Annotated in this window: 10 protein-coding genes and 1 tRNA gene; 7 read left to right on the forward strand and 4 right to left on the reverse strand. The window is 64.4% G+C overall.

Annotated features, from left to right (window positions below; all coding sequences use genetic code 11):
- The first annotated feature begins 1 nt into the window (after position 1).
- From fdhE to PPA02S_RS17365, 4 genes are all read left to right on the forward strand, one after another.
- On the forward strand, positions 2–928 hold the full coding sequence (fdhE, locus tag PPA02S_RS17350; protein ID WP_028633068.1) for a formate dehydrogenase accessory protein FdhE: 927 nt from the start codon (positions 2–4) through the stop codon (positions 926–928).
- 138 nt (positions 929–1,066) lie between these two features.
- Positions 1,067–2,494 (forward strand): L-seryl-tRNA(Sec) selenium transferase, encoded by a 1,428-nt coding sequence (gene selA / locus PPA02S_RS17355; protein WP_028633067.1) that lies wholly within the window; start codon positions 1,067–1,069, stop codon positions 2,492–2,494.
- Positions 2,491–4,413, forward strand: a complete 1,923-nt coding sequence (selB, locus tag PPA02S_RS17360; RefSeq protein ID WP_028633066.1) for a selenocysteine-specific translation elongation factor — start codon at positions 2,491–2,493, stop codon at positions 4,411–4,413. The genes selA and selB overlap by 4 nt, the downstream gene beginning before the upstream one ends.
- A 6-nt stretch (positions 4,414–4,419) precedes the next feature.
- Positions 4,420–4,515, forward strand: a tRNA-Sec gene (locus PPA02S_RS17365).
- A 3-nt stretch (positions 4,516–4,518) separates the two neighbouring features.
- Here the strand turns inward: PPA02S_RS17365 and PPA02S_RS17370 are convergent.
- Both PPA02S_RS17370 and PPA02S_RS17375 read right to left on the reverse strand, forming a co-directional pair.
- Positions 4,519–5,505 carry an asparaginase gene (locus PPA02S_RS17370; protein ID WP_028633065.1) on the reverse strand — a complete coding sequence of 329 codons (987 nt, stop codon included), beginning with the start codon at positions 5,503–5,505 and terminating at the stop codon, positions 4,519–4,521.
- Positions 5,506–5,577: 72 nt separating this feature from the next.
- Positions 5,578–7,020 carry an alanine/glycine:cation symporter family protein gene (locus PPA02S_RS17375; RefSeq protein ID WP_028633064.1) on the reverse strand — a complete coding sequence of 481 codons (1,443 nt, stop codon included), beginning with the start codon at positions 7,018–7,020 and terminating at the stop codon, positions 5,578–5,580.
- A gap of 178 nt (positions 7,021–7,198) precedes the next feature.
- On the opposite strand from PPA02S_RS17375, the gene PPA02S_RS17380 reads away from it, so the two are divergent.
- From PPA02S_RS17380 to PPA02S_RS17390, 3 genes are all read left to right on the forward strand, one after another.
- Positions 7,199–8,008, forward strand: a complete 810-nt coding sequence (locus PPA02S_RS17380; RefSeq protein WP_028633063.1) for a helix-turn-helix domain-containing protein — start codon at positions 7,199–7,201, stop codon at positions 8,006–8,008.
- 138 nt (positions 8,009–8,146) lie between these two features.
- The gene (locus tag PPA02S_RS17385; RefSeq protein WP_080667833.1) at positions 8,147–9,031 is read left to right on the forward strand and encodes a sugar nucleotide-binding protein; all 885 of its coding nucleotides are present in this window, start codon (positions 8,147–8,149) and stop codon (positions 9,029–9,031) included.
- On the forward strand, positions 9,024–9,968 hold the full coding sequence (locus PPA02S_RS17390; RefSeq protein ID WP_028633061.1) for an NAD-dependent epimerase/dehydratase family protein: 945 nt from the start codon (positions 9,024–9,026) through the stop codon (positions 9,966–9,968). The genes PPA02S_RS17385 and PPA02S_RS17390 overlap by 8 nt, the downstream gene beginning before the upstream one ends.
- Before the next feature lie 54 nt (positions 9,969–10,022).
- Here the strand turns inward: PPA02S_RS17390 and PPA02S_RS17395 are convergent, their stop codons facing one another.
- Together PPA02S_RS17395 and PPA02S_RS17400 are read right to left on the reverse strand one after the other, a co-directional pair.
- Positions 10,023–10,706: an OmpW/AlkL family protein gene (locus PPA02S_RS17395; RefSeq protein ID WP_028633060.1), complete on the reverse strand. Its 684-nt coding sequence runs from the start codon at positions 10,704–10,706 to the stop codon at positions 10,023–10,025.
- A gap of 109 nt (positions 10,707–10,815) precedes the next feature.
- Positions 10,816–11,328: a DUF3299 domain-containing protein gene (locus PPA02S_RS17400; protein WP_154660058.1), complete on the reverse strand. Its 513-nt coding sequence runs from the start codon at positions 11,326–11,328 to the stop codon at positions 10,816–10,818.
- Positions 11,329–11,370 lie beyond the last annotated feature (42 nt).

Consider the following 11,370-nt stretch of genomic DNA (forward strand, 5'->3'; position numbering starts at 1 on the left):
CTTGAGCAGCATACTCGAACCCGGGCAGATCGAAGCGTCGGCGGTCATGCCGCCGTTTCTGCACTTGCCGCCGGCCAACCTGTTCGCCTTGCGCGCCGCCCGCCTGGAGCGCCTGGCTGAAGGCAACCCGCTGCGCCGCTACCTGCTGTTGGTGGCACGGCTGTGCCGCATTCAGCAGCAGCTTGTGGACAACCCACCCTCTGCATTGCCTGTTGCCGAGGACCGTCAGCGCTTGTGTATAAGCCACGGCCTGCCGCCCTTGGCGGCTGACAGCCTGGTCCGCGAAGGGGCCTGGCTGGCATGGTTGCAGGCGCTGTTGGGCCACTTCGACGAGCCTGCCGATAGCCCGCTGGGTGCAGCGGTGCAGCTGCTGCGCAGCAGTGATGACAACCAGCGCAAGGGCTGGGGCATCGCTTTGCTCTCGGGGCAGTACGATGCGGTGCCGGCGGCCTTGGTGCCGTTCATGGGGGCTGCCTTGCAAGCGGCATGGTCCAGCTGGCTGCTGGCGTTGCCCGGCACCGAGCTCAAGCCTGCCGCCAGCCTGGCCCAGTGCCCGGCCTGTGGCTCGCCGGCCATGGCTGGGGTGGTGCGCAACCGCGGCAAGCATAATGGCCTGCGCTACCTGGCCTGCTCGCTGTGTGCCTGTGAATGGCACGTGGTGCGCGTCAAATGCGTGTACTGCGAGTCGAGCAAGGGCCTGCGCTACACCACCCTCGACGACGACCGCCACGCCCCGGGCAAGGCGCCGTTGCGCGCGGAGTGCTGCCCAGGCTGCAACAGTTACCTCAAGCAGCATTACCTGGAAAACGACGCGGCGGCTGAGCCACTGGCTGACGACCTGGCAACGCTGGCGCTGGACATGTGCCTGGACCAGGAAGGCTTCCATCGCCTGGCGCCGAACCTGATGCTTGCCCCAGGTCAGGGGTAGAGTGTCTACACTGTAAGACCGAGTCGCCTGCATCGTCGGCAAGCCGGCTCCCATAGGGGTTACAGAAAACGCCTGTGGGGCCGGCTCGCTGGCGACAAAGGCCAGTACCGCAAACGGACCAGCCCAGGGTAGTACCGCATGTCCCTCAGCTTAGCCAGCGACACCCCACGCCTGCCTTCCATCGATACACTGCTGCGTCACCCCGCCTGCCACCCGCTGATCGACCGCCACGGCCGCGACGCCGTCCTGGCCACGTTGCGTCAACTGCTCGACGACCTGCGCGAACCGGCCCGCGCTGGCGAACTCAGCGCCCCCGAGCTGGCTGGCGAAGTGCTGCTGGGCCGTGCCGGCGAGCGGCTGGCCAGCCAGCAACGCAGCCAGGTTCGCCGGGTGTTCAACCTCACTGGCACCGTGCTGCATACCAACCTCGGCCGGGCGTTGCTGCCTGAAGAGGCCATCGAGGCCATGCACACCGCGGCGCGCTACCCGCTGAACCTGGAGTTCGACCTGGCCACCGGCAAGCGCGGCGACCGTGATGACCTGATCGAGGGGCTGGTGCGCGAGCTGACCGGTGCCGAAGCCGTCACCGTGGTCAACAACAACGCGGCGGCTGTCATGCTGGCCTTGAACAGCCTGGGCGCGCGCAAGGAAGGCATTATCTCCCGGGGTGAACTTATCGAGATTGGTGGCGCCTTCCGCATCCCCGACATCATGGCCCGTGCCGGGGTCAAGCTGCACGAAATCGGTACAACCAACCGTACCCACGCCCGCGACTACGAGGCCGCTATCGGCCCGCGTACCGGTTTGCTCATGCGCGTGCATTGCAGCAACTACAGCATCCAAGGCTTCACCCACCAGGTGCCCACCGCCGAGCTGGCGCGCATCGCCCGTCAGCACCAGTTGCCACTGCTCGAAGACCTGGGCAGCGGTAGCCTGCTGGACCTCACGCGCTGGGGCCTGCCGGCCGAGCCCACCGTTCGCCAGGCCCTGGCTGACGGCGCTGATATCGTTACCTTCAGCGGTGACAAACTGCTGGGTGGGCCACAAGCCGGCATTATCGTCGGCCGCAAGGAGCTGATCGCCCGTATCAAGAAAAACCCGCTCAAGCGTGCCCTGCGCGTCGACAAGATCACCCTTGCCGCGCTCGAAGCAGTACTGGCGCTGTACCGCAACCCCGACCGGTTGGCCGAACGCCTGCCCAGCCTGCAGTTGCTTACCCGTAGCCAAACGGATATCCAGGCGCAGGCCGAACGCCTGGAACCCGAGCTGAAGGCCCGCCTGGGTGAACAGTGGGCCGTGAGCGTGCAACCTGCCTTGGGCATGATCGGCAGTGGCAGCCAGCCTGTGGCACGCCTGCCCAGCGCCGCGTTGTGCGTGCGCCCGCTGGTGCCCAAGCGGTTGCGCGGGCGCAGCCTGCATGCGCTGGAGCGTGCACTGCGCGAGCTGCCAGTGCCGGTCATTGGCCGCATTGACGATGACGCCTTGTGGCTCGACCTGCGCCAACTGGACGACGAGCCCCAGTGGCTGGCGCAGTTGCCCGGCCTGCACGTGGGGCCGGTGCAGTGATCGTTGGCACAGCCGGCCACATCGACCATGGCAAGACTGCCTTGCTGCAGGCGCTCACCGGCCAGGCCGGCGACCATCGCCAGGAAGAACGGGCACGGGGCATGACCATCGACCTCGGCTACCGCTATGCGGCGCTGGCGGAGGGCGCGCCGCTGACGGGCTTTATCGACGTGCCGGGTCACGAGCGTTTCATCCACAACATGCTGGCCGGTTCCCACGGCATCGACCTGGTGCTGTTGGTGGTGGCGGCGGACGACGGGGTCATGCCGCAGACCCGCGAGCACCTGGCGATCATCCAGCTGCTGGGCATCCCCCAGGCCCTGGTGGCGATCAGCAAAAGTGACCGTGTCGAACCTGAACGCCTAGCGCAGGTGCAGCGGCAGGTCAGCGAGCTGCTGGCGCCAGGGCCCTATGCCGGCGCGCAGCAGTTTGCAGTGTCGAGTATCACCGGGGCAGGGGTGGAGGCGCTGCGTCAGGCCTTGGTGATGGCGGGGCGTGATGTGCAGCGCCGCAGCGTGGCCGGCGGTTTTCGCCTGGCGGTAGACCGCGCCTTCGCCGTCACCGGTGCCGGTGTAGTGGTAACCGGTACCGCGTTGGCCGGGCAGGTAAGGGCTGGCGATACGCTGTTGCTGGGCAAGGCCGCCAAACCGGTACGCGTGCGCGGGTTACACGCGCAGAACCAGCCAGCGCTGGTGGCAGAAGCGGGGCAGCGGGTGGCGCTGAATATCGCTGCCGAGCGCCTGGCGGTGGAGCACGTGCGCCGGGGCGACTGGCTGGTGCCCCAGTGGCTGCATGCGCCCAGCGTAAGGGTAGACATCGAGCTGCACTTGCTACCGGGCGAGGGGCGGGTATTCGAACATTTCAATGCTGTGCACGTGCACCTGGGCACTCAGGATGTAACTGCCAGGGTTGCCCTGCTGGAAGGGCCAAGCCTTGCCCCTGGCCAGCGCATGTTCGCCCAGTTGTTGCTGAACGCACCCCTGCAGGCCGTGCACGGCGACCGCCTGGTGCTACGTGACCAGCGTGCCCAGCACACCCTGGGCGGGGGCAGGGTGCTCGACCCGTTCGCCCCCAGCCGGCAGCGCCGCAGTGAACAGCGCCTGCAACAGTTGCAGGTGCTGCGTGATGCGCCAGGGCTTGAGCAGGCGCTGCCAGGGCTGCTGGCCAGTGCCGTCGGTGGCATCGACCCCCAGCGCCTGGAGCGGCAATTCAATCGCCTGCGCAATACCTGGGCATTACCCGAGGATGTCCAGGTGATCGCCACACGGCAGGGGGAGTTGTTGTTTGCCAACGCTCAATGGCAGGCACTGCGGCAAGAACTGCTCAATCAGCTGGCGCTGTTTCACGCACAGGAGCCCGACCAGCTTGGCCCCGACCGCGACCGGCTAAGGCGCTTTGCAGCCATGCCCCTTGAGCGCCCGGCCTTCGTCAGCCTGGTGGATGAGCTGTTGGCGCAGGGCGACCTGGCCAGCAGCGGGGCCTGGCTGCACCTGCCGGATCACAAGGTTCAGCTGAGCGACGCAGACACGGCATTGTGGGCACGCTTGCAGCCCCGGCTGCTGGCAGGGCTGTACGACCCGCCCTGGGTCAGGACACTGGCGAGTGAAGAAAACTGCGCCGAAGCTGACGTCCGCCTGCTGCTGCGCAAGTTGGCCCGGTTAGGGTTGGTGCACCAGGTAGTGCGTGACCTGTTCTACCCGCAAGCCACGCTGGAGCGCATGGCAGAGCTGTTGCAGAGCCACATCGATGCCACGCCGGTAGTGCAGGTTGCGGCGTTTCGCGATATGTTGGGCATCGGTCGCAAGCGCAGTGTGCAGATTCTGGAGTATTTCGACCGTATTGGCCTGACCCGCAGGGTGGCCGACCAGCGCCACATTCGCGCTGACAGCGCCCTGGCCCAGCAGCAGGCCAGGCACTGACTCAAAGGAAGGCAATCGCGCCCGGTGGCGCGGCCGGGCTTCAAACCCGGTTGGGGACGGCATCCGTTCCCGGGCAGGTTCGACTCCCGCTGCCTTCCGCCACTTCTACCGCTCCCCGCACAGCTCCAGGGCAAACCACTGCTCGGCCTCGTCGACGTTCAGGCCAGCGCCCAGTAGGGCGAACATCTTGGCCAGCGCAGCTTCGCGGGTCATGCCGCCGCCACTCACCAACCCCGCACCACGCAGGCGATTGCCTGCGGCGTAGGTGTCGAACACCACATCGCCTTCCGGGCACTGGCTGATGGCTGCCAGCAGCACGCCGCGCTGGCGCGCTTCACGCAGAGTGTCCAGTAGTGCCTGGTCATCTGACGGCCCGGTGCCGCTGCCGTAGCATTCCAGCAGAACGCCTTGCACGCCGCTGGCCAGCAACCCCTGCACGTGCGCGGCCTGCAGGCCTGGGAACACCGGTACCACCGCCAGGTTGACCGGCTGGCGAGGGTGGCGGTAGGTCAATGCAGCGGGCAGTTCTGCTGCGCGCTCGCTGTGGCGATGACGGGGCAGCGCCGCGAACGCATCGAAGGCCTCGCTGCGCAGCTTCGAGGCGTGGCAACCGTGCAGCAGGCGGCCATGGAAGTAGAGCTGTACGCCGGCTTCAAGGCCCTGTTCGAACTGTTGCAACGCACCGCACAGGTTACCCCAGGCATCGCTGTCGGGGGCCCCTGCTGGCAGCATCGAGCCGGTCAGCAGCACCGGCACCGGCAGGCCCAGCAGCAGGAACGACAGCGCCGCAGCACTGTAGGCCAGGGTATCGGTGCCATGCAGCACCAGCACACCATCGTGGCCGGCCACTTCCACCGCCTGCACGATGGCATCGCGCATGGCCAGCCAGTTGCGTTGCTGCATGTTGGCGCTGTCGAGCAGCGGGTTAAGTTCCTGCAAGGTCCACTGGACCTTGGGCGCGTCGGCCATCAGGGCGAAGTGGTCACGCATGCGGGCATCGAAACCGCCAGCGGGGGCCAGGCCCTCGGGGGTTTCAAGCATGCCGATGGTGCCACCGGTGTAGAGCACGAGGAGGTTCTTGACTGCACGCATGGAGAGCATCCGTAGCGGTGAGCGGAGAAAGAAAAGCCGCCCGCGAACGGGGCGGCTTGGCACGGCAGGGTATCAGCGCTGCAGTTCGGCCTGGCCGACTGCTTTGTCAGAAGCTGTGTCCACCTGCGGGTTGGCAGGCCATGCGTTGCGGTCCAGGTCCAGGTCGGCGAACTTGGCCGAGTCGAACACTGGCTGCTTGATACCCGCCTTGCGCTGGGTATCGTAGTCGCGCATTACGCGCAGGCCGACCTTGAACAGCAGGGCCAGGGCCATCAGGTTGACGAAGGCCAGGCAGGTCATGGTGATGTCGGCGAAGGCAAACACGGTCGACAGGTCCTGCATCGAACCCCATACCACCAGGGCCAGTACCAGTACCCGGAACACCATCAGCACTGCGCGGTTGCGGCTCAGGAACTGCAGGCTGTTTTCGCCCAGGTAGTAGTTGTAGAGGATGCAGGTGAACACGAACAGCGACAGCGCCACGCTGACGAAGATGCGGCCCCAGTCACCGACCACGGCGGCCAGCGAGTTCTGGGTCAGCACGATACCGTCACCTTCGAAGCCCGGGGTGTAGAAACCCGACAGCAGAATCAGCAGGGCGGTGCAGGTGCAGATCACGAAGGTATCGAGGAACACGCTGAACGCCTGCACCACGCCTTGCGCACCTGGGTGCTTGACGGCAGCCACAGCGGCCACGTTAGGCGCACTGCCCAGGCCCGCCTCGTTGGCGAACACGCCGCGCTTCACGCCCATGACGATGGCACTGCCCAGCAGGCCGCCAAAGGCAGGATCGAGGCCGAAGGCGCTCTTGAAGATGGTTTCGAGCATGGCGGGCACGTGTTCGATCTGGGTGCCGATCACGTACAGGGTCACGCCGATGTAGGCCAGGGTCTTGATCGGCACCAGCAGGTCGGACACCGCCGCGATGCGCTTGATACCACCGATGAAGGTGATGGCCAGCAGCACCGCCAGCACGATACCGGTGTGGCGCGGATCGAAGTTGAAGGCGTTCTGCAGCGAGTGGGTCACGGTGTACGACTGCAGCCCGATGAAGGCGAAGCCGTAGGTGACCAGCAGCAGGATCGAGAACACGATCGCCATGCCCTTGAATTTCAGGCCATGCTGGATGTAGTAGGCCGGGCCACCGCGGTACAGGCCATCGCCGTCGGCGCGCTTGTACACCTGGGCCAGCGTACATTCGAAGAAGCTGCTGGACATGCCCACCAGCGCGGTTACCCACATCCAGAACACGGCACCAGGGCCGCCCAGGGTTACAGCGATACCAACACCTGCAATGTTACCGGCGCCAACGCGGCCGGCGAGGCTCAGCATCAGGGCCTGGAAGGAGCTCAGTTGGCCTGCCTGGCCACGCAGCGATTCCTTGAACACACCGAACATGTGTGCAAAGTGGCGGAACTGGACGAATCGGGAACGGATGGTGAAGTAGCTACCCAGCCCCACGATCAGCACGATGAGAAGTTTCCCCGAGAGGAAATCGTTGATTACTTCGAGCATTGGAAAATGACCTCGATTCTTATTCTTCGTGTGGAAAGACCAGCGGACGGCAGGCGCACCGCTATTCGTTGGGGCGCATGGTTGGCCATGACAAGAGTGGTTACAATTTCGCGGGTTGCTCACACTTGATGCGACTTGATGCTACACTTGCGCCATTCGCGTCATCCGGGTTTTGCACATGAGCGATCATTTCGCTACCAATCTGAAGCTGGCTTGCAGCCACTACCGCTCTATTTCCGAGGTTTGCCGGCAGCTGTCGATCAACCGGGCCCAGTTCAACAAATACCTGAGCGGGCAGAGCCGTCCGACGGCCTACAACCTCAAGCGCATCGGTGACTTCTTCGGGGTCGAGGATTACGAGCTCAACCTGCCTGCCGAGCAGTTCTCACGCCTGATCGGTGCGCGCGTCTCAACCCTCGCCGAGCAACCTGACGACCCGATCAGCGAGTTGTTCCGGCCGCTGCATGAACACGCTGGCAACCTGTCGCGCTATTGCGGTTACTACTTCGAGTATTCCAACTGCATGTCGGTGCCGGGCACCATCCTGGTGTCGTTGGTGCACCTGTGGGAGGAGCGCGGGCGCTTTCTGTTCGAACGCCAGGAACGCCAGGAGCGCTCCACCGCCACCGACCAGCACGCCGAAGTGCGCTGCCGCTACCTGGGCGCCGCGTTCCAGTTGCAGGACCGGGTGTTTCTCATCGACTACGAGTCGCTGACCTACAACGAGATGAGCCAGACCATCCTGATTCCCAGTTTCAAGAGCCGCATCACGCGCCTCAATGGGCTGAAGTCGGGCGTGTCCAGTGGAGACCGCCGCAACCCTGCGTGTACGCGGGTGGTGTGGGAGTACCTGGGGCAGGAGATCAATCGCATCAACGCCTATCGCCAGGTCAAACTGTACCGCCCGGACGACCCCCGTATAGATGACGATGTACGGGAGCGGCTGAGTGTGGGGCCTCTGCGTAACAGTCTGTTTGAAATCGAGTAAGCGGCCATCTGTACTGAGCGTTCGGTACGGTCACGTGCAGCGGCCTAATGTGTGACCGAGCCTGTGGTTGGACTTCCCCGCCCGGAAACCGCAAAATGGCCGCTTTCCTTTACTAACCTCTCCGGATCTGCTGACTCTATGCGTATGCGCCTGATGCTGTTGGGTGGTGGCAATGCCCTTGGGCAAGCGCTGATTCGTCTTGGGGCCGAGGAGGACATCGCTTTCCTGGCCCCACGCCCCCCCGAAGATGGCTGGGCGCCGGCCAGCCTCACTCAGCTGCTTGACGATCATCGCCCCGACGCGGTGATCAACCTGGCCTATTACTTCGACTGGTTCCAGGCCGAATCGGTCAGCGAACCGCGCCTGGCTCAACAGGAGCGTGCCGTGGAGCGGCTGGCCGAATTGTGCCAGCACCACCAGATCACCCTGGTGCAGCCTTCGAGCTACCGGGTTTTCGATGGCTCAAGGGCTACCGCCTATAGCGAAAAGGACGAACCGCTGCCACTGGGCCTGCGTGGCCAGGCACTCTGGCGCATCGAGCAAAGCGTGCGGGCGGCGTGCCCCCAGCACGTATTGCTGCGCTTCGGCTGGCTGCTCGATGAAACCCTCGAGGGCTCCCTGGGGCGTTTCCTGACCCGTGCGGAGCAGCCGCACGAGCTGCTGTTGGCTGATGACCGGCGCGGCAACCCAACGCCAGTAGACGACGCGGCCAGGGTCATACTGTCTGTGCTCAAGCAGCTGGACTGCAGCTCACCCCTGTGGGGCACCTATCACTACGCCGGCAACGAGGCGACCACGCCGCTGGCGCTGGGCCAGGCCATTCTTGCCGAGGCGGGCAAACACCGCCAGCTGGCCGTGCAGGCGCCGACCGCCCAAGCCCATGCCGCACGCCCGGATGCCAGCGAAGAGCCGCAGAACGCAGTGCTGGCCTGCAAGAAAATCCTTCACACCTTCGGCATCAAGCCGCGGGCCTGGCGTGCCGGCTTGCCGGCCCTACTGGACCGGTTCTACCGTCATGTCTGATTCCCCAATCCTGATCACCGGCGGTGCCGGCTTCATCGGCTCGCACCTGTGCGATGCATTGCTGGATAAAGGCTATGCGGTTCGCATTGTCGATGACCTGTCCACGGGCAAGCGCAACAACTTGCAACTGCAGCACCCCCGGCTCGAACTGATCGAGGGTGATATTGCTGATGCCGCACTTGTTCAGCGGGCGGTTGAAGGTTGCCAGGCGGTTGTGCACCTGGCTGCTGTGGCCTCGGTCCAGGCCTCGGTGGACGACCCGGTGCGCACGCACCAAAGCAACTTCATCGGCACCCTCAATGTGTGCGAGGCCATGCGCGTGCACGGTGTGCGCCGTGTGCTGTTCGCTTCCAGTGCTGCGGTGTACGGCAACAACGGCGAGGGCCAGGCAATTGCCGAGGATACCCCGAAGGCACCGCTGACACCCTATGCGGTCGACAAGCTGGCCAGCGAGCAGTACCTGGACTTCTACCGTCGCCAGCACGGCCTGGAGCCGGTGGTGTTCCGTTTCTTCAATATTTTCGGCCCGCGGCAAGACCCGTCCTCGCCCTATTCCGGCGTTATCAGCATTTTCAGCGAACGTGCGTTGCAGGGGTTGCCGATCACGGTGTTCGGCGATGGCGAGCAGACCCGGGACTTCCTCTATGTCGGCGACCTGGTGCGGGTGATGGTGCAGGCGCTTGAGCAAGCGCAGGTAGGGGAGGGCGCAGTGAACATCGGCCTGAACCAGGCCACTTCGCTGAACCAGCTGCTGGCTGCGTTGCAGCAGGTGATAGGCAGCCTGCCGGCCATCAGCCATGCCGCGCCGCGTGCGGGTGACATTCGCCATTCCCGGGCGGATAACCAGCGCTTGCTGACACGCTTCGATTTCCCCCAGGCCACTTCACTGACCGAAGGGTTGGCACAGCTGTTGAGCAGCCCCGCTACATCTCGGTAGAAATAGGGGCTGCAATGAAACGGGGCCGCGATGCGGCCCCGGTAACGGGTTCGATCAGAACTTGTAGCCCAGGCCCACCATGTACACCCATGGGTCCACGTCCACATTGACCTTGGTCTTGCTGTAGCCCAATGCGCTTGGGCCGTTGACGCTCGCCTTGGTGTCGATGTCCACGTACCACACGGCGGCGTTGACCAGCAGGTTGTCGGTGAGCATGTAGTCCATGCCCAGCTGGCCGGCGAAGCCAATGGAGTCTTGCAGTTTCAGGTTGCTGAAGCCCTGTTGTTTACGGTTGCTGCTCAGGTCTTCGTCGAAGAACAGGGTGTAGTTGATACCCACGCCAGCGTATGGCTGGAATTTAGACGCGGCGTCCATCGGGTAGTACTGCAGCGACAGGGTCGGTGGCAGTTGCTTGATGTCTGCCAGTTTGCCGTCCAGGCCGCCACCCAGGCCTTTAACGCCCACGGTGTGCTGGAACGGGGTTGCAGCCAGCAACTCCAGGCCGACGTGGTCAGTGAGCATGTAGGCAAATGCCAGGCCCAGCTGAGTGTCGCTGTCCAGGGTCGCCTTCGTACCCGAAACCTTGTTGCCATCAAACTTCAGGTCGCTGCTGCTTTCATTGGGTGCGGTGGTGATGGCACCGGCACGGATGATGAAATCACCCGGTTGATAGGCGTGGGCGGCAGGGGCGGCGAGTGCCAGGGCCACGAGTGAGGCACCGAGCAAGGACTTGTTCATGGAAGCTCCCAGAGGACGTTAATAATCATGTAGTCCAATGGTACGGATGCAACTAAACAGAAAGTTTGACCCAGCTCAACGAAGCGTCTTCACCCCCTGCAAACAGCGTTTACTTGAGGTCATAGGCGTAAATTTTTTCGGCTTCCATCTGGTAACCGGCATCGGCAAGTTCACTGCTGGTGGCTTTTACCTGCATTCGGCCCTCGATCCAGTAAGGCTGGTAAAGGTCCTCCACCCGCACGCCCATCTCGCTGAAGATATGCACGATCTGGTTCGAAGGCGGTGGCGGCACGTGGATGCACGCGCCGTAATACGGAACCAGCAGAAACTCGGTGGTGCGGCCTTCCTCGCTCACTTCCAGCGGCACGATGTACCCCGGCAATTTGACCTGCTGCCCGTCCAGGCTCTGCACCACAGGGGCATCCGGCGCTTGTTGGCGCGCAGCGGGGGCAGACTCGGCAGAAAGCGCATTGCTGAGCTGCGACATGTCGTGCAGCGGGGTGAGCTGCGGCGGGATGACCGGGGCGCCCTCGGGGATCAGGGCAGGCCAGTCGAGCTCCTTGGGCTCGGCGGCCCATGCTGGCAGCGCGGCGAGCATCAGCAAGGCCAGTAACCAGCGCAGTGCCGGCCTTTTCGCGGGCAAGCCCGGACTGCTGTCAAGTAG

It is taken from the genome of Pseudomonas parafulva NBRC 16636 = DSM 17004, from assembly GCF_000730645.1.
GTDB lineage: Bacteria > Pseudomonadota > Gammaproteobacteria > Pseudomonadales > Pseudomonadaceae > Aquipseudomonas > Aquipseudomonas parafulva.

Excerpts from the sequence above, each read along its gene's own strand:
- PPA02S_RS17375 (WP_028633064.1), bottom strand. The coding sequence starts at position 7,020 with ATGCTCGAAGTAATCAACGATTTCCTCTCGGGGAAACTTCTCATCGTG.
- selA (WP_028633067.1), top strand. The coding sequence starts at position 1,067 with ATGTCCCTCAGCTTAGCCAGCGACACCCCACGCCTGCCTTCCATCGAT.
- PPA02S_RS17385 (WP_080667833.1), top strand. The coding sequence starts at position 8,147 with ATGCGTATGCGCCTGATGCTGTTGGGTGGTGGCAATGCCCTTGGGCAA.
- PPA02S_RS17370 (WP_028633065.1), bottom strand. The coding sequence starts at position 5,505 with ATGCGTGCAGTCAAGAACCTCCTCGTGCTCTACACCGGTGGCACCATC.
- PPA02S_RS17380 (WP_028633063.1), top strand. The coding sequence starts at position 7,199 with ATGAGCGATCATTTCGCTACCAATCTGAAGCTGGCTTGCAGCCACTAC.
- PPA02S_RS17395 (WP_028633060.1), bottom strand. The coding sequence starts at position 10,706 with ATGAACAAGTCCTTGCTCGGTGCCTCACTCGTGGCCCTGGCACTCGCC.
- PPA02S_RS17390 (WP_028633061.1), top strand. The coding sequence starts at position 9,024 with ATGTCTGATTCCCCAATCCTGATCACCGGCGGTGCCGGCTTCATCGGC.